We start from the raw sequence: 18,093 nt of genomic DNA on the forward strand, positions 1-18,093 counted from the left end.
TGCGCGCTCTGCTGCTTGCTAGGATTGCGGTGGCCCGCCCATTTTTCGCGGCCGCAGATATTTGGAGAAAGTCATGTTCAATAAACCGTCTCGTTTCGTGGACCGGGTTTTTATCCACTGTTCCGCATCCGATCACGCCAATCACGACAACGTCGCCACCATGCGACGCTGGCACCTGGAAAGGGGGTGGCGCGATGTCGGCTATCACCTGTTCATCCGCAAATCCGGGATGCTGGAAGACGGCCGTTCACTGGAAGAAACGCCAGCGGCCCAGGCCGGCAACAACATGGGCACGATTGCGATCTGCCTGCACGGTTTGAAAGAGGACAAGTTCACCGAGGCCCAGTTCGACAGGCTGCGCCAGCTCTGCCTGGAGATAAACAACGCCTATGGCGGCGCGCTGACCTTTCACGGCCACCGCGAAGTCGCGGCAAAGGCCTGCCCGGTCTTCGACTACAAGTCTGTGCTCAAGCTCGATCGGTTCGGGCGGCTTAGCCTGAACGGGGCCGATCTGCAGGACCTGGCCGAAGATGCCGGCGACGATCCCGAAACGCTGCCGGTCTTGCGCCGGGGGGATCGCGGCCCGGCCGTTGCCCGCATGCAGAAACTGCTGGTCGTCAAGGACGACGGTATTTTCGGCCCGCGGACCGATGCCGCGGTCCGCGATTTCCAGTCCTCGAAGGGCCTGACCCGCGATGGTGTCGTGGGGCCGATCACCTGGGCCGCTCTATTGGCCAATGACCGGATCGAGCACGACGGCAGCTAGGATTTCTGGCCGATCCGCTTCTCGGTCCCGTTCAGGAGGCGCCGGATATTGTCCGCGTGCCGGATCAGGATGACGACCGCCAAAACAAGGCACAGCCCTGTCAGGCCGGGCAGGCCTAGAACCTGCGCCCAAAGCGGGGCTAGAACGGCGGCGACCAACGCCGATAGCGAAGAGATGCGGAACAATGCGGCCGTCACCAGCCAGGTGGCGCAGGCGGCCAGACCCAGCGGCCAGGCCAGCGCAAGCAATGTGCCAAGGAATGTCGCCACGCCCTTGCCGCCCCGAAAGCCCAGCCAGACCGGGAAGCAATGGCCGATGAAGGCGGCCAGCCCAGCCAGTTGCACCGCGTCCTCGGCCACGAAGACCCGCGCCAGCAAGACCGCGATGGCCCCCTTGCCCGCATCCAGAACGAGGGTCAGGAGGGCGGCCAGCTTGTTGCCGGTGCGCAGCACGTTGGTGGCCCCGATATTGCCCGACCCGATCTGGCGCAGGTCGCCCAGCCCGAAGATCCGGGCCATCAGCAGCCCGGCCGAAACAGACCCGATCAGGTAGCCGATGATGGCCCAGAGGCCCAACGTGGGCAGGCCGGACATCAATTCAGGCATCGGCAGTCACCTTCTGTCCGCCAACCCATGTGCCCAGAACCTTGCCCTGCAGGATGGCGCCGTCGAACGGGGTGTTCTTGGATTTCGACAACAGTTTGAAACGGTCCAGCTTGAGGCTCGCATCGGGGTCGAACAGCACCAGGTCCGCCGGTGCGCCCTTGGTCAGCCGCCCGCAGTCCAGCCCCAACCGCCGCGCCGGGTTCAGCGACAGCGCGCGGAACAGCTGCGGCAGGCTGAGCGCCCCGGCATGCACCAGTCGCAACGCGGCGGGCAACAGCGTTTCAAGCGCCACGGCACCGCTGGCAGCCTCTTCATAGGGCAGGCGCTTCGACTCCTCGTCCTGCGGCGTGTGCATGGACGAGATGATATCGATCAGCCCCGACCCCACGGCCTCGACCACCGCAAGGCGGTCTTCCTCGGCACGCAACGGCGGTTTGAGTTTGAAGAAGCTGCGGTAATCGGCCACGTCCAGCTCGTTCAGCGTCAGGTGGTGCACACCGACCCCGGCTGTGATGTTCAACCCGTTGCGCTTGGCCCGCTCCAATGCGGGCAGGGCGCGGGACGTGGTGATCTGGTCGGCGTGATAGGCCGCGCCGGTCATTTCCAGCAGCGCGATATCCCGGTCCAGCCCCATACGTTCGGCCATGGGCGACACACCCGGCAAACCCCGCAGGGACGCGAATTTGCCCGAGGTCACCGCCGCGCCCTCGGACAGCCGGGGTTCCTGCACATGGGCGATCACCAGCGCATCGAGCGAGCGCGCATAGGTCAGCGCCCGCGAAAAGACCTTGGTATCCGTGACCACCCGGTCAGCGTCGGAAAAGGCCACGGCACCCGCATCCAGCAGGAACCCGATCTCGGTCATTTCCTTGCCTTCGCGCCCCTTGGTAAGGGCCGCCATGGGCAGCACGTTCACCGGGGCATCGGCACTGGCGCGGCGTTCGACGAATTCGAGCGTTTCCGGCGTATCGATCGCCGGCACCGTATCCGGGCGGGTGACGATCGTGGTCACGCCCCCGGCCACGGCGGCACGTCCGGCGCTGGCAAAGCTTTCCTTGTGGCGCTCGCCCGGCTCGCTGACCTTGACGCCTATATCGACGATGCCCGGCGCGAGGCACGCACCGCCTGCATCCACACGGTCGGCGTCGATCCCGCCGGGATCGCCGGTGATCACGTCGGCAATGCGGCCCTTGTCGATCAGCACCGCGCCGGGTGTTTCCGTCCCGGCCTCGGGGTCGATCAGCCGCGCGTTTTCGATCAGCGTCTTCATGTCATCCCCCTTTTACGCGCTCCAGGTCCGCCATCACCGCTGCACTGTCGGCCTGGTACTTGATCAGGTGCTTGTCGCCGCCACGCGTAATGACTTGCACCGCACTTCCAAGCCGGCGAACGGTTTCGATATCGCGTAGCGGAATGTCCCGCCCCGCAGGCCCGAGAAGGCGGCGATCGGTCAGATCCCAGCGTATGCCCATCTCGTCGCTGTGGGCATACCAACCGCGCAGCCCGATGGCCGCCAACCCGCCCACCGCGCCGGTCCAGACATGCGGGTTGCCAACGGCCCAGAGCACGGCCATCCCGGCCAGCATGGCGACAACCGCCATCCAGGCCATGTCCCGCCAATAGGTCATGCGGTCGGCCCGGAAACTGGCCTGGACCCTCTCGCCGGGGTCCAGGTCGACGGTCGGTGTCAGTTCATAATCCTTCATGCGCCTACCCAGATCATGACAGCGACCAGCAGGAAAAGCACCAGCAAGGCCAGCGCGGCGATCCGCCCGGACATCGCGGCGTCCGACGGGCGTTTGGTCGGTGGATCCTCGACCGCTCCCGCCGCCGTTTGCGCCCGCAAGGGCGGGCGCAGCGTGAAATTCATGGATTCGGTGTAGCGCCCCACAAGCGACAGCGGCGCCTTCGGATCAAGCCGGTCGATCCCGTCTCTGAGCGCGCCGGAAAAGACAAGCAGAACCGGCCCTGTCAGTGCATCAAGCCTGTCGCGATCCGGGCCGACACTCTCCGCGTCCATTCCGTTGGCATCGGTCAGATAGGTCGACAGGCCGTAATCGGCGAGCGTATCGGACATGAAAAGCTCCACATGGGACGCTTCCAGCGGACCGGCGCCAACCGCCTGTTCCAACGGCGACAGGCGATCCGGCCCGCCGGGGCGATCATCGCCGCGAAATCCGGGCAACTCCTGTTCCGCCAGGTCCACGCCAAACACCCAGACCGTGCGGATCGACCCGGCGGGAATGGCCAGCTCGTCGGTCATTCGGCACCTCCTGCGGCAATATTGATGGCATCGGCCAGCGCGACCCGGTCGGCGGCATAATGCAGCTTGACGGGTCGTGCGCCGTCCGTGCGGGCCACGCGCACGCCGTTGCCGCGCGGCTCGGCCCTGTTGACCTGTGCCATGCCCACCTCCTCGCCGCCCTGCAGGATGATCCGGCGGTCGGTGATCCAGGCCCGGTAACGGCCCAGTCGGAACCGTTCCTGCAACAGGATCATGCAGGTCAGGAAGACCGGCAGCGCGGGCCAGATCGTGTCCGCAAAGACCACACCGAAGACCACCGCCACCGGCAGGGTCAGGCCGATAAGAACCAGCGCGGTCAGCTGGAAGGACCGGAGCGACGGGATATGGTCGAAGATCACCTCTTCCCCCTCCTGCAGGGCCGGGCCCGTGCCTGCTCTGGCCGTCACACCATCACCCCGGCGGCCTTGGCCCCGCGCCGGGCGCGCAGGTTGCGGGCCAGAAGGTCCATCGCGGCCATGCGCACGGCGACGCCCATCTCCACCTGCTCCTGGATCACCGAGCGATTGATGTCGTCGGCGATGGTCCCGTCGATCTCGACCCCCCGATTCATCGGACCGGGATGCATGACGATGGCATCGTCCTTGGCGCAGGCCAGCTTTTCCGCGTCCAGACCATAGCGGTGGAAATACTCGCGCTCGGACGGGATGAACCCGCCATCCATCCGCTCTTTCTGGAGCCGCAGCATCATGACGACATCGACGTCCTTGAGGCCCTCTTTCATGTCGTGAAAGACCTCGACCCCGAAGTCCTGCACGCCCGAAGGCATCAGCGTGGGCGGCCCGACGAGCCGTACGCGGTTTTCCATTTTGCCCAGCAACAGGATATTCGACCGCGCCACGCGCGAATGGGCGATGTCGCCGCAAATGGCGATGGACAGGCGGTGCAAACGGTCATGGTGACGGCGGATTGTCAGCGCATCCAGCAACGCCTGCGTCGGGTGCTCGTGTCGCCCGTCACCGGCATTCAGAACCGCGCAATTCACCTTCTGCGCCAGAAGGTCCACCGCCCCGGAATGCGGGTGCCGCACCACCAGAAGGTCCGGCCGCATCGCGTTCAGCGTCAGGGCTGTGTCGATCAGGGTCTCGCCCTTCTTCACCGAACTGGCCTGCATCGCCATGTTCATCACGTCCGCACCCAGCCGCTTGCCGGCGATCTCGAAACTCGCCTGGGTGCGGGTCGAGTTCTCGAAGAACATGTTGATCTGGGTCAGCCCCTCCAGCACGTCCCGATGGGCGCGACCCTGGCGGTTGTGCTCGGCATATTGGTCGGCAAGGTCCAGAAGGGTGGTGATGTCCGCGGGAGAGAGGTGCTCGATCCCCAAGAGGTGTTCAGCGCGGAAAGTCATCGGTCCCCCCGTATCGGTCCTCGGGGCTTATAGTTGCGCCCCGGCGCGGGGGCAAGCGCGGCATGGCTTTTGCCCGGTCAAGCCAAGGGGTAGGGTAACGCCATGGAATCGGCACTGGACTACTGGACGGCGAAGGCGCTTCTCGACTGGCAAGTCGAGATGGGCGTCGATGAGGCCATTCAGGACGCCCCGATCAACCGCTACGATTTGCCGGACAAACCGCCGAAAGCCACGGCTTCGCCGCAAGCGCCGGCGCCCAGAGACCCTGCCAGTGCGCCCGCCGCACCAGCTGCCGCACCCGGTCCCGAGGATGCCGTCGCCGCCGCGCGGCAGGCCGCCCGCGCCGCGCAGGATCTCGACGGGCTGCGCGCGGCGCTCGCCGCCTACGAGCACTGCGACCTGAAGGCCGGGGCGCGCAATCTCGTGTTCGCGGATGGCATTGCCGGCGCGCCGGTAATGATCCTAGGCGAGGCGCCGGGCCGGGACGAGGATCGCGAGGGGCGTCCCTTCGTGGGGCGCGCCGGGCAGTTGCTGGACAAGATGCTGGCCGCCATCGATATGGGCCGCGCCCGAGAAGACGCCCCAGTCTACATCTCGAACGTGCTGCCCTGGCGGCCACCGCAGAACCGCACCCCGGAAAAGGCCGAGATCGCCATGATGCTGCCCTTCGTGGAACGCCATATCCAGCTGGCCGCACCGAAGCTGCTGGTTCTCATGGGCAACACACCCTGCCAGGCCTTGCTGGGCCGGTCGGGCATCACACGGATGCGCGGACAGTGGGCAGAGGCGCTGGCCCTGCCTGTCTTGCCCATGTTCCACCCGGCCTACCTGCTGCGCACCCCCGCGGCAAAGCGCGAGGCCTGGGCGGATTTGCTGGCGCTCAAGGCCAAACTGAAGGAACTGGCATGACCCGCATTGACGAGACCCGCGATTTCATCCCCGTCCGCATCGCCATTCTCACCGTCAGCGACACGCGATCGTTGGAGGAGGACCGATCGGGGCAGACGCTGGTGGACCGGCTCGAAGCGGCCGGTCACGTTCTGGCCGACCGGATGATCGTGCGCGACGAACGCGACGCGATCCGCGCGCAATTGCAGGAATGGATCGACAGTGCGGAGGTCGATGTCGTCATTTCCACCGGCGGCACCGGCCTGACCGGGCGCGACGTGACGGTCGAGGCCCATCGCGATGTCTATGAAAAGGAAATCGATGCTTTCGGCACGGTCTTCACCATGGTTTCGATGCAGAAAATCGGCACCAGCGCGATCCAGTCCCGCGCCACCGGCGGCGTGGCGGGGGGCACCTACCTTTTCGCCCTGCCCGGCAGCACCGGTGCCTGCAAGGATGCCTGGGACGAGATTCTGAAATACCAACTCGACTACCGGCACATGCCCTGCAACTTCGTCGAGATTTTTCCGCGCCTTGACGAACACAAGCGACGGAAATGACAGCTGCGCGCGTAGGACGGACAATGGCCTTCACGTGATCGGGTACACGTCCGGGGGCGTAGAAGTATAACAACGGACCGTCTGGGCCAGCAGGGCTTGCGTCGGGCATTTGATCAAAGAGGTTGCACATGCAGTTCCTTCGCCGAAGCCTTGTGGGCATTTTCCTGCTGGCGATCACGCTGGCCCTGTTCGCCTGGGCGGGAAACACGGTTCGCCTGGCGGTCCAGGAACGCATGAATGCCGAGCCGCGCAGCTTCGAGCAGCGCGAACGCGTGCTGTCGGTCAACGTGGTCGAGGTGCAGCCGCAGACCATCGCGCCCGATCTGACCCTTTTCGGGGAGCTGGAAAGCGCCCGGACACTGGACCTGCGGGCCGTGGTCGGCGGCACGGTTCTGGAGGTCTCGGAGAATTTCAGAGATGGCGGACGAGTCGAGGCGGGCGAATTGCTGGTGCGGATCGACCCGCGCGATGCTCAGGCGGCGTTGAACCGCACCCGCGCCAACCTGCAGGATTCCCAGGCCGAGCTGCGCGATGCCGAACGCGCCCTGACCCTGGCCAGCGACGAACTGGCCGCCGCCGAGGACCAGGCCGACCTGCGCCGCCGGGCACTGGCCCGGCAGGTGGACCTGGCCGATCGCGGTGTCGGCACCGCGGCTGCGGTCGAGAATGCCGAACTGGCCGCATCCAGCGCCGAACAAGCCGTGCTGTCGCGCCGTCAGGCCCTGGCGCAAGCAGAGGCACGCGTGGACCAGGCCCGCACCCGCCTCGCTCGCACCGAGATCGACCTCGACGATGCCGAACGGACGTTGGCCGATACGGAAATCCACGCCGCTTTTGCCGGATCATTGGCCGAGGTCGCGGCCTCTCCGGGTATCCGGGTCACCGCGAACGAGCGGCTGGGCCAGTTGATCGACCCCGACCAACTGGACGTCTCGTTTCGCCTGTCGACCTCGCAATACGCCCGGCTGCTCGAATCCGACGGCACGGTCATCGGCGCGCCGGTCACGGTCTCGCTGGCAGTCGAGGGGCTGAACCTGACCGCGCAGGGCAGCGTCTCTCGCGAGAGCGCGCTGGTCGGCGAAGGGCAGACCGGCCGCGTCCTGTTCGCGCGGCTGGACAATACGGCCGGCATGAGACCGGGCGATTTCGTCACGGTCACCGTTACCGAACCGGCGCTTGATGGCGTGGCGCTGGTGCCAGCAACCGCTGTCGCCGCCGATGAAACGGTGCTTGTGTTGAACGAGGAAAACCGGCTGCGCGAGGCGCCCGTGACCCTGATGCGGCGCCAAGGCGATGACGTGATAATTCGCGCCCCGGACCTGGCTGGACAACGCATCGTGGCCGAACGCTCACCGTTGCTGGGGGCCGGTATTGCCGTGCAGCCGCTCAACCTTGATGAACAGCGCTCGGCTGCACCGGCCGAACCGCAGGTCATATCGCTGGACCCCGAGCGACGCGCCCGACTGGTGGCCTTTGTCGAAGGCAGCCAGATGCCCGACGAGGCCAAGGCCCGCGTGCTGTCGCAACTGGAACAGGACGAGGTGCCCGCCGATGTCGTGACCCGTCTTGAAACCCGGATGGGGGGCTGACGCATGGGCACTGGCATCCTGTCCTATTTCACCCGCCATGCAACGCTGGCGAACCTGTTGCTCGTGCTGCTACTGGCCGCCGGTATCTTTTCCTATCCCAAGATGCGGGCTCAGTTCTTTCCTGACGTGATCGTCGATACCGTTTCAGTCTCGGTGCGCTGGGACGGTGCAGGCGCCGAGGATGTGGACGCCGCCATCGTCCAGCTCATGCAACCGGCCTTGATGGCCGTGGAAGGCGTCAGTGAAACCAGCGCCACCTCGCGCGAGGGCAGCGCCCGTATCACGCTGGAATTCGAACCGGGCTACGACATGGCCAAGGCCACCGAGGATACACAGCTGGCCGTGGACACGATCAGCAACCTGCCCGAGGACGCCGAAGACCCCGAGGTGCGCCGCGGCAGCTGGTCGGACCGGGTCACGGACGTGGTCATCACCGGCCCGGTTGGCGTCGATCAGCTGGGCCGTTTCGCCGATGAACTGGTCACTCGGCTTTTTGCCGAAGGCGTAACCGGCACGACCATTCGCGGTGTCGCCGCACCCTCCACGATCGTCGAAGTGCCGTCCCTGTCACTGATCCGCCATGACGTCACCATGGCCCAGATCGCCGACGCCATCGCCGAAGAGGTCAGCACGGACCCCGCCGGTGACGTCTCGAGCTCGGCTCGGGTGCGCACGGGCGTGGCCAAGCGCAGCGCCGACGAGATCGCGGGGATCGTCCTGCGTTCCAATCCCGACGGCAGCACGCTCACGATTGGCGATGTCGCCAGCGTCCAGGTCGAGGGTGTGGACCGCGAACGCGCCTATTTCGTGGGGGATGACCCGGCGATCACCATTCGCGTGGATCGCTCGGCCCGGGGCGACGCCATCGAAATCCAGGAAACGGTCGAAGAGGTCGCCGCCGCCATGCAGGCCACGCTGCCCCAGGACGTCAGCATCGACCTGATCCGCGCCCGCGCCGATTACATCACCGGACGCCTCGACATTCTCTATAGCAACGGGCTGCTGGGGTTGGGGCTTGTCGTCGGGCTGCTGTTCCTGTTCCTCAACGCACGCACGGCCTTCTGGGTCGCCGCCGGTATTCCGGTGGCCATGTCCGCGGCCATCGCGCTGATGCTGCTCGCGGGGCTGACGATCAACATGATCTCGCTGTTCGCACTGATCATCACCTTGGGCATCGTGGTCGACGACGCGATCGTCGTGGGCGAACATGCCGATGCGCGCTATCGGATGGGCGAACCCCCGGCCCTGGCTGCCGAGAATGCCGCGAAACGCATGTTCCAGCCGGTCTTTTCGGCCACGCTGACCACGATCATCGCCTTCATGGGCCTGATTGCCATTGGCGGGGGCTTCGGCAACCTGATCGCCGATATTCCCTTCACGGTGATCGTTGTGCTGGCTGCCTCGCTTGTCGAGTGTTTCCTGATCCTGCCGCACCACATGTACAAGTCGCTGGAGAAATCCTCGGACACCGCGTGGTATGATCTGCCTTCGCGCGTGGTGAACCGGGGGTTCGTGTGGATACGCCACAATGTCTTCCGCCCGCTGATGGCCGGGGTCATATGGGCGCGCTACCCGGTCATCGCCGGTGTCGTGGTTATCCTCGCCAGCCAGGCGGCGCTTTTCGTCAAGGGCGACGTGCAATGGCGGTTCTTCAACGCGCCCGAGCAGGGGTCGGTCACCGGGAATTTTGCCATGCTGCCCGGCGCCACGCGCGAAGACACGCTGGAAATGATGCGCCGGATGCAGGAGTCGACCGAAGAGCTCGGCCGCGAATACGAAGCCGAATACGGCGTCAACCCGCTGGACTACGTGATCGCCGAGATCGGCGGCAATGCGGGTCGGGGGCTGTCGGGGGCCGATACCAAGGATGCCGACCAGCTGGGCTCGATCTCGATCGAACTGATCGACGCGGATCTGCGGCCGTTTTCCAGCTTTGCCTTCGTGGCCGACCTTCAGGACCGCGTCAGCCGCCATCCGATGGTGGAAACCGTCAGCTTCCGATCCTGGGCCAGCGGCCCCGGTGGCGACGATATCGACATCCAGCTTTACGGCGCAGACTCCGAAACTCTCAAATCCGCCGCCGAGGCGCTGAAGGCGGAATTGGGGCAATTCCCCGAGGTTTCGGCGGTCGAGGACAGCCTGTCCTACGACAAGGAGGAACTGGTTCTGGATCTGACACCGCAAGGGCAGGCCCTGGGTTTCACCATCGACGGGCTGGGCCGGGTCCTGCGCAACCGTCTTGGCGGGATCGAGGCGGCGACCTACCCGCTGGGCGCACGCAGCGCCGAGATCCGCGTTGAACTACCCGCCGGCGAATTGACGGCCGATTTCCTTGATCGCACCCAGATGCGCAGCCCCGAAGGCATCTATGTGCCCCTGGCCGATATCGTCACGGTGGACACCCGCACCGGCTTCTCCACGGTCAACCGCGAAAACGGCGTCCAGCTGATCACCGTGAGTGGCGACCTGACCGACGATGACGCGGAACGCGCCGCCGAGATCACCCGCATTATCCAGGAGCGTATCCTGCCGGACGTGCAGGCACGCTACAACGTGGACACGTCCCTCTCCGGGCTGGCCGAGCAGGAAAACGAATTCCTCAATGACGCTCGCAACGGACTGATCCTGACGCTGACCGGGATATTCCTGACCCTGGCCTGGATCTTCTCCAGCTGGACCCGGCCGCTTATCGTTATGGCGATCATCCCGTTCGGCCTGGTGGGTACGATCTATGGCCATTACCAATGGGGTGTGCCGCTGAGCATGTTCACCGTCGTCGGCCTGCTGGGCATGACAGGGATCATCATCAACGATTCCATCGTGCTGGTGACGACGATCGACGAACACGCCAAGACGCGCGGCATCATTCCGGCGATCATCGACGGGGCCTGCGACCGCCTGCGGCCCGTCCTTCTGACCACGCTGACGACCGTGCTGGGCCTGATGCCGCTGCTCTACGAAGGCTCCAGCCAGGCAGAGTTCCTCAAGCCCACGGTCATCACCCTGGTCTACGGGCTTGGCTTTGGCATGGTCCTGGTGCTGATCGTGGTGCCGGCCCTGCTGGCCATCCAGGAGGACGTGGGCAACCAGGTGCGCGCGGCCAAGCGTGGTCTGCGCGCGCGGCCCGGGGCCATCCGCTGGCCCAACTGGGTCGGTGCGGGCGGGGCCGCCGCGATCTTTGCCGCATTGGTGGTGCCGGTTCTGGCCACTGGTCAGGCGCTCGGCCCGGTGGCCGCCGCCCTGCCGATGCTGAACGGCGCGGCGATGGCAATCGCCGGGTTCGCGGGCCTGACGCTGGTCTGGCTTATCCTGGTCTATGTGCTGACGGGGCTTTTCTGGGCCCTGCGCGGCGGCGGGCCGGATCAGTCGGCAGTGCAGCCCTGAATATCCACCGCTGTGCCGCCACCGAACACGGTGACACGGACATCGGACCGGTCCAGCCCGAACGCCCCGCCCGAGACATGCACCATGTCGGCGCTGGCGATCAGGGTCCGACCGTCGCGCCGGGTTTCGGGTTCCGACACCCAGATATCGGGTGTGCCAGCCTCGATCACGACCTCTTCGCTATCCCCCAGGGACGGCATGTCGATATGCGCGGTCAGCCCGATGCCATCCGCGGTCGGATCGAGCGTGCAGCGCGCCGCGCTTACCCCGCCCTCGGCTGCCGTGCGGGGTCGGTCCAGAAGCGCGGCGGCGATGTGCGCGTCGCGCCGGTCCGCATCCGGCAACACCACGTCGAAGTCCAGCTGAACCGGCACGCAGATATCCTCGCACACGCCCAATTGCACCGCGGCCATCACCTGCGCGGGTCCGCTGGCCTCGGACAGGTCGAATTCCATCGGGATCACCACCCTGTCGCTATAGACGATGGACCGCATGCCGTTGGACCATGACAGCTCCGGCACGGGCCAGTGAAAGGCCACGGTCTCGATATTGCGCGATCCCGACCAATCGAAGAGCGGCGGAATGCCGGCATCGCCGGGCGCACGCCAGTAGGTCTTCCAACCCTCGGCCAGGGTAATCTCCAGCCCGGCCATGTGGTGCCCGTTCTCCATCCGCCAGCCCGGCAACACACGCAGCTCGACCACGTCCTCGATGGGATTGGCCCAAAGCGGAACGGCCATCACGGCCAGCGGAAGAAGCGGGAACGCCAAACGGATCATTCGTTCTAGATACGCAAGACCCGGCAAATGAAAAGTCACGTTTGGGTCAATCAGCGGTGACCCGGCCCTTGCACGTGGCGCGGCTGCACCACATGATCGGATCATGGAAACCGCGCCCAGTGACCTGACCGGACAGCTACTGATCGCCATGCCCGGCATGGGCGATCCTAGATTCGCCAATTCGGTGGTTTTCGTGTGCGCCTATTCGCGTGACGGGGCCATGGGGCTGATCGTCAACAAGCCCGCGCCCGAGATTCGTTTTGCCGAGCTTCTGCAACAGTTGGAAATCGAGGGGGCGAACCCGCCGGACGTGCGGGTGCATTTCGGTGGGCCGGTGGAAACCGCGCGGGGCTTCGTGCTCCATTCCGACGATTTCACCTCGCAAGAGGGAACAATCACGGTGGGCGGCGGCGTCGCCATGACCGCCACGCTGGACGTGATCGAATCGCTCGCAAGGGGTGACGGGCCACGTCGCAGCCTGCTTGCCCTGGGTTATGCCGGCTGGGGGCCGGGGCAACTGGAGTCGGAAATCGCCCAGAACGGATGGCTGACCGTTTCGGCCTCGGACGACATCCTGTTCGGGCGCGCCAACGAGCACAAGTGGACCGCCGCATTGAAGCGCCTTGGGGTCGATCCACTGACCCTGTCGGACACCGCCGGTCACGCCTAGGGCGGCCGCCGGACGCCCTGTTGGTGCCGCCTTTCGCGACCCGTCCTAACGGGGCGCGGCCGCCCGGCGCAGGCGGTCGTTGATCGCCCGGCCGAGCCCGGTCTCCGGGATCGGCGCCACCGCGATGCGGTCCGCGCCCATGTCGTTCATCTCATGCAGACGCGCGAACAGGCTCGCCGCCGCCTCGACAAGGTCGCCGCTGGCCGAAAGCGTCAGGTCACCGGCCACGTCGCCGAAACCAAGCATCGTTTCCCCCGGCTCTGCGGCGGTGGCATTCAGGCGCACCGCGCCTTTCGGCGCGTAGTGCGAGGCCAGTTGCCCCGGCGAAATCGGCTGTCCGGCCTCGCCGCCGATGGGCAAAGGCGCGCCCAGGCAGGCCTCAAGCGCCTCGACCGGGAGGCCCCCGGCGCGCAGCAGCACCGGATCCGGAAGAAATCCGACGATGGTGCTTTCGACACCCACCGCGCAGGGGCCGCCATCGACCACGGCGGCGATCCGGCCCGACAGGCCATCAAGAACATGCGCCGCGCTGGTGGGGCTGACCTGCCCCGAAGGATTCGCCGAAGGCGCTGCCAGCGGCCCGGTGCGGCGCAGCAGGCCCTGTGCCAGCGGATGCGCCGGCACCCGAACCGCCAGCGTTTCCAGCCCCGCCGTGACCAATGGCGAAATCCCCGAGGCCGGGCGGAGCGGCAGAACCAGCGTCAAGGCGCCGGGCCAGAAGGCCTCGGCCAGGCGTTCGGCATCCGGCGGCATCTCGACCAGCGCGCGGGCCTCGTCGAGACCGGCGACATGCACGATCAGCGGGTTGAAACTGGGCCGCCCCTTGGCTTGATAAAGCCGCGCGACGGCCGCATCATCTGTCGCATCCACGGCCAGGCCGTAGACCGTCTCGGTCGGTATCGCCACCAGCCCGCCCGCCGCCAGCAAGGCAGCGGCCCGGTCCAGCCCGCTGCGGTCGGCGGCCAGGCGCTCGGTCTCTATCTCGGGCATATCAGCTGTCATGACGTGGCGTTTCGGTTGCGACAAACCCCGCGCCAGCTAGCGTGAGGCGCGCGTTAGGGTGGGCTTACCCCTGCTCTTGCGCGAATCCAAGCACCATCGCCAAGAGGTCCAGATGCCCTATCAAAGCCCGGTTCCGCATATGCGCTTCCTTCTCGACAAGGTGGTGGGCTTCGATGCCGTCCGGGCCACCGACCGCTTTGCCGAGGCCACGCCCGACATGGTCGATGCGATCCTGACCGAGGCCGGCAAGATGTGCGACGAGGTTCTTGCCCCGCTGCAACGCGTGGGCGACCAGCACCCGGCGACCCTCGAAAACGGCAAGGTGCGCACCCCGCCCGGCTTCGCCGAAGGCTATCGCGCCATTGCCGATGGTGGCTGGATCGGCATGTCCGCGCATCCAGACACAGGCGGGCTGGGCCTGCCGATGACCCTGACCAACGCGGTCAACGACATGATCTGTGGCGCCTGCCTTGCGATCCAGCTCAATCCCCTGATGACCCAGGGCCAGATCGAGGCGCTGGAACACCATGCCAGCGAGGATATCAAGGCGCTCTATATCCCCAAGCTGATTTCCGGTGACTGGTGCGGCACCATGAATCTGACCGAGCCGCAGGCCGGGTCCGACGTGGGTGCCCTGCGCACCAAGGCCGAGCCGAACGGCGACGGCACCTACGCGATCACCGGCCAGAAAATCTATATCAGCTGGGCCGACAACGATTTCACCGAGAACGTCTGCCACCTCGTGCTGGCCCGCCTGCCGGACGGGGCGCCGGGCACCAAGGGGATCAGCCTGTTCATGGTGCCCAAGATGATCCCCGATGAAGATGGCAACCCCGGCGCGCGCAACTCCCTGCGTGTGGTCAGCCTGGAACACAAGATGGGCCTGCACGGGTCGCCCACGGCGGTGATGGAATATAACGGGGCAACCGGCTGGCTGGTCGGCGAGCCGCATGGCGGGATGGCCGCGATGTTCACCATGATGAACAATGCGCGCCTCGGCGTCGGCACCCATGGCATCGGCGTGGCCGAGGGCGCGTATCAGCACGCGCTGGCCTATGCGCTGGATCGCAGGCAAGGCAAGGTCGGCGGCACCGGCACCATCGTCGAACACCCCGATGTGCGGCGGATGCTGGCCAGCATGAAGGCCGACACCTTCGCCGCCCGCGCCATCGCCTTCGCCAATGCCGTGGCCATCGACATGGGCACGGCGACGGACGACCCGGCCTGGCAGGCCCGCGCCGCCCTTCTGACGCCGATCACCAAGGCCTTCGGCACCGAGGTCGGGATGCGGGTGGCGGAACTCGGCGTGCAGGTGCATGGCGGCATGGGCTATATCGAGGAAACCGGCGCCGCCCAGTATTCCCGCGATGTGCGCGTTTCGGCGATCTACGAGGGCACCAACGGCATCCAGGCGATCGACCTTGTCGGGCGCAAGATGATGGACGGGGGCGAGGCCGCCATCGCCCTGATCGACGAGATCTGCGAAGGGGCCGACGCGGCCAAGGCAACCCTGCCGGACCTGGCGCAGGATGTGTATGAGGCCGCCGAAACGCTGCGCGAAGCGGTTGAATGGCTGGTTGCGCAGGAAATGCCGGACCGGCTGGCCGGGGCCACACCGTTTCTGATGGGCTTTGCCCGCGTTCTGGGTGGACACTTTCACCTCATTGCGGCGCGTCAGGGCGATGACGGCCACGAAAGGCTGGCGCGATTCTACATCACCCGACTGTTGCCGGAATATGCGGCCCACCTGGCCGAAGCCCGCGCCGGGGCGGCAGACCTCATGGCACTGACGCTTGACGACCTGGGCGCGTGATGGTCTGAGGCGGCCATGACCGGCATCCGCTATCCTTGGGACACACCGCCAGAGCACGGCGCGGCTACGGAGATTGCCGAAGGCGTCCTATGGCTGCGCCTGCCCCTTCCCATGGCACTGGACCATGTCAACGTCTACGCACTGGACGAGGGCGACGGCTGGACCCTGATCGACACCGGCTTTGACAGCCGCAAGTCGCGGGGCATATGGGAAACGATCCTTGCCGGACCGCTGGCCGGCAAGCCCGTCACCCGCGTCATCTGCACCCACCACCACCCCGACCACATGGGCCTGGCCGGCTGGTTTCAGGAGGCGGGCGCGGACCTGGCCATGCCACGCACCGGTTGGCTGATGGCGCGGATGCTGCAACTGGACGAACAGCCGGCCTATCCGGCCCGGTCGATCACCTTCTACGAACGTGCGGGCATGGACCCGCAGATCTTGGAAAGTCGCCGTAGCGAACGGCCCTTCAACTTTGCCGATTGCACGCATCCCTTGCCGCTGGGCTATACCCGGCTGCAAGAAGGACAAGTGATCCGCATGGGCGGCCGCGACTGGGACGTCCGGATGGGGAATGGCCACGCCCCGGAACATGCGACGTTCTGGTCGCGCGACGACGACCTTGTGATTGCTGGTGACCAGTTGCTGCCCTCGATCAGCCCCAATATCGGGGTCTATCCGACCGAACCGGAGGCGGACCCCCTGGCCGAATGGCTGGACAGCTGCGCGCGGTTTCAACCCTTGGCCGAGGACCGCCATCTTGTCTTGGGCGGGCACAAGCTACCCTTTACCGGACTACCCTTGCGCCTGACGCAGCTGATCGAGAACCACCATGGGGCCTTGCGGCGGCTGATGGATCACCTGGCCGAACCGCGCCGCGCAGGCGATTGCTTCCTTCCGATCTTCAAGCGCGAGATTTCCGGCGGCCAATACGGGCTGGCCCTGGTCGAAGCCTTGGCCCATCTGAACCACCTGTATCAGACAGGACAGGCCACTCGGGAATTGCGGGAAGACGGCGCCTGGTGGTTTCAGGCCGCCTGACGCTATTGCCCCCGGTTGGCCGTGCGCGCGTATAGCCGTGCCACGATGCGGCTGGCGGTCTTCTCGCACAGCGCCGGCACCACGGCATGAATCAGCGCAGCACCCGCCGCAACGGCCAGCCAGAAGGCAAAACGCAAGGCAAAGCCCATATGCTGCAGATAGCTCTCTTCGACGCTTGCGGGATGGTCGAGGAACACCCGGCGGGCAAGGCTGGCGCGATGGGATTGGTCGGTGGTGTCGGTCATGGGACCTCCTTGATCTGAACTGCCGCCATCTTAGCGCTTGCACCGCGACGTCTGATCTCAAAGAATGGGGCGGTAGTCGAAATTCTTGGGATATGATCTCACATAATGGCAGAATTGGACGATCTGAGCCGCAAAATCCTTGCATTGCTGCAGCAGGACGCCACGCTGACCGCCGACGAAATCTCGGAACGGGTGGCCTTGTCGCGCAACGCGGTCTGGCGGCGCATCCGGCAGATGGAAGAAGCCGGCATCATCACCGGGCGCGTCGCCCTGGCCGATCCGGTCAAGCTGGGTTGCCCGTTGGAGGTCATGGTCCTTGTGCGCACCAACACCCATGACGCCCGCTGGATGGACAGGTTCCAGCGCATCGTTCGCGCCATGCCCGAAGTGGTGGGCGTCTACCGCATGTCCGGCGACCTGGATTACCTGCTGCGGGTGCGTGTCGCGGATGTGGCCGCCTATGACGCCTTTTACAAACGTGTGATCGCGCAGGTTCCGGTCTCGGATATGTCGGCCAGTTTCGTTATGGAGGAAATCAAGGAAACGACGGCCCTGCCGTTGTGACACAGCCGGAGGCCGGAATGGAAAACGACATCAAGACCACAGCCGAGGCGATAGAGGCCCAGGCCCTGCCCCGCCGCCATGAGGTCCACGCGGATGACGAGTCCCCCTCGCAAAAACCCTTGCCGGATGCGATCGCCAAGACCCCGGTGCAGCAGAAGAGCCCGGCGGAATGGGCTTATGAGCGCCTGATTCTCTACATCCAGAACTTCGAGGAACAGCTCGATGACGAGCACGAGATCGCCATGGGCTTTGCCGGCAGTGACAGCGGCGTCATGCGGATCGAGGGGATGGGGTTCTTCGATCCTGACATCATTACGTTTTACGGATCCGACGCAAACGGGATCAAGACGCAGCTGATCCAGCATGTGAGCCAGCTCTCTGTGATGCTCCGGGCCCTGCCCAAGCATATCGACCGCAAGGAGCCAACCCGGATCGGATTCCGACTGGCGCGCGATCTCCAGGACGAGGCCGGAGCGGGTGAAAACGAGGATGCGACAGGCTGACCGCCGGATCGGGGCTGACAGGGCCGCCGGAATG

The 18,093-nt window shown here is 65.8% G+C and carries 19 protein-coding genes; 10 read left to right on the top strand and 9 right to left on the bottom strand.

Annotated elements, in window-relative coordinates:
* The first annotated feature begins 73 nt into the window (after positions 1–73).
* Entirely contained in the window at positions 74–766 is a 693-nt protein-coding gene (locus DFK10_RS11125) for a peptidoglycan recognition protein family protein (RefSeq protein ID WP_109389106.1), read from the top strand.
* Here DFK10_RS11125 and plsY read toward each other — a convergent pair.
* The 6 genes from plsY to DFK10_RS11155 are packed head-to-tail and all read right to left on the bottom strand — an operon-like array spanning position 763 to position 5,021.
* Complete coding sequence (plsY, locus tag DFK10_RS11130; protein ID WP_109389107.1) at positions 763–1,371, bottom strand: glycerol-3-phosphate 1-O-acyltransferase PlsY; 609 nt, start codon at positions 1,369–1,371, stop codon at positions 763–765. The two genes, DFK10_RS11125 and plsY, sit on opposite strands and share 4 nt — an antisense overlap.
* Positions 1,364–2,641 (bottom strand): dihydroorotase, encoded by a 1,278-nt coding sequence (gene pyrC, locus DFK10_RS11135; RefSeq protein WP_109389108.1) that lies wholly within the window; start codon positions 2,639–2,641, stop codon positions 1,364–1,366. The genes plsY and pyrC overlap by 8 nt, the downstream gene beginning before the upstream one ends.
* Position 2,642: 1 nt before the next feature.
* Entirely contained in the window at positions 2,643–3,077 is a 435-nt protein-coding gene (locus DFK10_RS11140; protein WP_109389109.1) for a hypothetical protein, read from the bottom strand.
* Positions 3,074–3,634 carry a hypothetical protein gene (locus tag DFK10_RS11145; RefSeq protein WP_109389110.1) on the bottom strand — a complete coding sequence of 187 codons (561 nt, stop codon included), beginning with the start codon at positions 3,632–3,634 and terminating at the stop codon, positions 3,074–3,076. The genes DFK10_RS11140 and DFK10_RS11145 overlap by 4 nt, the downstream gene beginning before the upstream one ends.
* On the bottom strand, positions 3,631–4,062 hold the full coding sequence (locus DFK10_RS11150) for a hypothetical protein (RefSeq protein WP_109389111.1): 432 nt from the start codon (positions 4,060–4,062) through the stop codon (positions 3,631–3,633). Before DFK10_RS11150 ends, DFK10_RS11145 begins: the two co-directional genes overlap by 4 nt.
* Positions 4,059–5,021 carry an aspartate carbamoyltransferase catalytic subunit gene (locus tag DFK10_RS11155; protein WP_109389112.1) on the bottom strand — a complete coding sequence of 321 codons (963 nt, stop codon included), beginning with the start codon at positions 5,019–5,021 and terminating at the stop codon, positions 4,059–4,061. The genes DFK10_RS11150 and DFK10_RS11155 overlap by 4 nt, the downstream gene beginning before the upstream one ends.
* A gap of 102 nt (positions 5,022–5,123) precedes the next feature.
* Here DFK10_RS11155 and DFK10_RS11160 point away from each other — a divergent pair, with 102 nt between their 5' ends.
* The 4 genes from DFK10_RS11160 (at position 5,124) to DFK10_RS11175 (ending at position 11,442) form a co-directional block, all read left to right on the top strand.
* Positions 5,124–5,930: a uracil-DNA glycosylase gene (locus DFK10_RS11160; RefSeq protein ID WP_109389113.1), complete on the top strand. Its 807-nt coding sequence runs from the start codon at positions 5,124–5,126 to the stop codon at positions 5,928–5,930.
* Positions 5,927–6,469 (top strand): molybdenum cofactor biosynthesis protein B, encoded by a 543-nt coding sequence (gene moaB, locus DFK10_RS11165; protein WP_109389114.1) that lies wholly within the window; start codon positions 5,927–5,929, stop codon positions 6,467–6,469. The genes DFK10_RS11160 and moaB overlap by 4 nt, the downstream gene beginning before the upstream one ends.
* A 128-nt stretch (positions 6,470–6,597) precedes the next feature.
* Positions 6,598–8,058: an efflux RND transporter periplasmic adaptor subunit gene (locus DFK10_RS11170; RefSeq protein ID WP_109389115.1), complete on the top strand. Its 1,461-nt coding sequence runs from the start codon at positions 6,598–6,600 to the stop codon at positions 8,056–8,058.
* A 3-nt stretch (positions 8,059–8,061) separates the two neighbouring features.
* Positions 8,062–11,442: an efflux RND transporter permease subunit gene (locus DFK10_RS11175; protein WP_109389116.1), complete on the top strand. Its 3,381-nt coding sequence runs from the start codon at positions 8,062–8,064 to the stop codon at positions 11,440–11,442.
* Here the strand turns inward: DFK10_RS11175 and DFK10_RS11180 are convergent.
* Positions 11,421–12,221 (bottom strand): protein-disulfide reductase DsbD domain-containing protein, encoded by an 801-nt coding sequence (locus DFK10_RS11180; protein ID WP_109389117.1) that lies wholly within the window; start codon positions 12,219–12,221, stop codon positions 11,421–11,423. The genes DFK10_RS11175 and DFK10_RS11180 overlap by 22 nt on opposite strands.
* 103 nt (positions 12,222–12,324) lie before the next feature.
* On the opposite strand from DFK10_RS11180, the gene DFK10_RS11185 reads away from it, so the two are divergent.
* Complete coding sequence (locus tag DFK10_RS11185; RefSeq protein ID WP_109389118.1) at positions 12,325–12,891, top strand: YqgE/AlgH family protein; 567 nt, start codon at positions 12,325–12,327, stop codon at positions 12,889–12,891.
* 45 nt (positions 12,892–12,936) lie between these two features.
* Here DFK10_RS11185 and DFK10_RS11190 read toward each other — a convergent pair whose 3' ends face one another.
* Positions 12,937–13,881 (bottom strand): L-threonylcarbamoyladenylate synthase, encoded by a 945-nt coding sequence (locus DFK10_RS11190; protein ID WP_109389119.1) that lies wholly within the window; start codon positions 13,879–13,881, stop codon positions 12,937–12,939.
* Positions 13,882–14,005: 124 nt separating this feature from the next.
* Between DFK10_RS11190 and DFK10_RS11195 the strand changes: the two genes are divergently transcribed.
* Positions 14,006–15,706 (top strand): acyl-CoA dehydrogenase, encoded by a 1,701-nt coding sequence (locus tag DFK10_RS11195; protein ID WP_109389120.1) that lies wholly within the window; start codon positions 14,006–14,008, stop codon positions 15,704–15,706.
* 15 nt (positions 15,707–15,721) lie between these two features.
* A complete protein-coding gene (locus tag DFK10_RS11200) occupies positions 15,722–16,747 on the top strand; it encodes an MBL fold metallo-hydrolase (RefSeq protein ID WP_109389121.1) in 1,026 nt (341 codons plus the stop codon).
* Positions 16,748–16,749: 2 nt separating this feature from the next.
* On the opposite strand, the gene DFK10_RS11205 is transcribed toward DFK10_RS11200, so the two are convergent.
* Positions 16,750–16,992, bottom strand: coding sequence for a DUF6356 family protein (locus tag DFK10_RS11205; protein ID WP_109389122.1), 243 nt, complete (start codon positions 16,990–16,992; stop codon positions 16,750–16,752).
* Between the two features lie 105 nt (positions 16,993–17,097).
* Between DFK10_RS11205 and DFK10_RS11210 the strand changes: the two genes are divergently transcribed.
* Both DFK10_RS11210 and DFK10_RS11215 read left to right on the top strand, forming a co-directional pair.
* The gene (locus DFK10_RS11210; RefSeq protein ID WP_217810139.1) at positions 17,098–17,556 is read left to right on the top strand and encodes an Lrp/AsnC family transcriptional regulator; all 459 of its coding nucleotides are present in this window, start codon (positions 17,098–17,100) and stop codon (positions 17,554–17,556) included.
* Between the two features lie 17 nt (positions 17,557–17,573).
* On the top strand, positions 17,574–18,059 hold the full coding sequence (locus DFK10_RS11215) for a DUF6173 family protein (RefSeq protein ID WP_109389124.1): 486 nt from the start codon (positions 17,574–17,576) through the stop codon (positions 18,057–18,059).
* Positions 18,060–18,093: the final 34 nt, after the last annotated feature.

It is taken from the genome of Salibaculum griseiflavum (genome assembly GCF_003129565.1).
GTDB lineage: Bacteria > Pseudomonadota > Alphaproteobacteria > Rhodobacterales > Rhodobacteraceae > Salibaculum > Salibaculum griseiflavum.

What these genes read in the sequence shown, in the direction of transcription:
- DFK10_RS11160 (WP_109389113.1), top strand. Translation starts at nt 5,124, where the DNA reads ATGGAATCGGCACTGGACTACTGGACGGCGAAGGCGCTTCTCGACTGG.
- DFK10_RS11175 (WP_109389116.1), top strand. Translation starts at nt 8,062, where the DNA reads ATGGGCACTGGCATCCTGTCCTATTTCACCCGCCATGCAACGCTGGCG.
- DFK10_RS11200 (WP_109389121.1), top strand. Translation starts at nt 15,722, where the DNA reads ATGACCGGCATCCGCTATCCTTGGGACACACCGCCAGAGCACGGCGCG.
- DFK10_RS11190 (WP_109389119.1), bottom strand. Translation starts at nt 13,881, where the DNA reads ATGCCCGAGATAGAGACCGAGCGCCTGGCCGCCGACCGCAGCGGGCTG.
- DFK10_RS11125 (WP_109389106.1), top strand. Translation starts at nt 74, where the DNA reads ATGTTCAATAAACCGTCTCGTTTCGTGGACCGGGTTTTTATCCACTGT.
- DFK10_RS11145 (WP_109389110.1), bottom strand. Translation starts at nt 3,634, where the DNA reads ATGACCGACGAGCTGGCCATTCCCGCCGGGTCGATCCGCACGGTCTGG.
- DFK10_RS11210 (WP_217810139.1), top strand. Translation starts at nt 17,098, where the DNA reads ATGGCAGAATTGGACGATCTGAGCCGCAAAATCCTTGCATTGCTGCAG.
- DFK10_RS11155 (WP_109389112.1), bottom strand. Translation starts at nt 5,021, where the DNA reads ATGACTTTCCGCGCTGAACACCTCTTGGGGATCGAGCACCTCTCTCCC.
- DFK10_RS11185 (WP_109389118.1), top strand. Translation starts at nt 12,325, where the DNA reads ATGGAAACCGCGCCCAGTGACCTGACCGGACAGCTACTGATCGCCATG.
- moaB (WP_109389114.1), top strand. Translation starts at nt 5,927, where the DNA reads ATGACCCGCATTGACGAGACCCGCGATTTCATCCCCGTCCGCATCGCC.
- DFK10_RS11205 (WP_109389122.1), bottom strand. Translation starts at nt 16,992, where the DNA reads ATGACCGACACCACCGACCAATCCCATCGCGCCAGCCTTGCCCGCCGG.
- DFK10_RS11195 (WP_109389120.1), top strand. Translation starts at nt 14,006, where the DNA reads ATGCCCTATCAAAGCCCGGTTCCGCATATGCGCTTCCTTCTCGACAAG.
- plsY (WP_109389107.1), bottom strand. Translation starts at nt 1,371, where the DNA reads ATGCCTGAATTGATGTCCGGCCTGCCCACGTTGGGCCTCTGGGCCATC.
- DFK10_RS11215 (WP_109389124.1), top strand. Translation starts at nt 17,574, where the DNA reads ATGGAAAACGACATCAAGACCACAGCCGAGGCGATAGAGGCCCAGGCC.
- DFK10_RS11140 (WP_109389109.1), bottom strand. Translation starts at nt 3,077, where the DNA reads ATGAAGGATTATGAACTGACACCGACCGTCGACCTGGACCCCGGCGAG.
- pyrC (WP_109389108.1), bottom strand. Translation starts at nt 2,641, where the DNA reads ATGAAGACGCTGATCGAAAACGCGCGGCTGATCGACCCCGAGGCCGGG.
- DFK10_RS11170 (WP_109389115.1), top strand. Translation starts at nt 6,598, where the DNA reads ATGCAGTTCCTTCGCCGAAGCCTTGTGGGCATTTTCCTGCTGGCGATC.
- DFK10_RS11180 (WP_109389117.1), bottom strand. Translation starts at nt 12,221, where the DNA reads ATGATCCGTTTGGCGTTCCCGCTTCTTCCGCTGGCCGTGATGGCCGTT.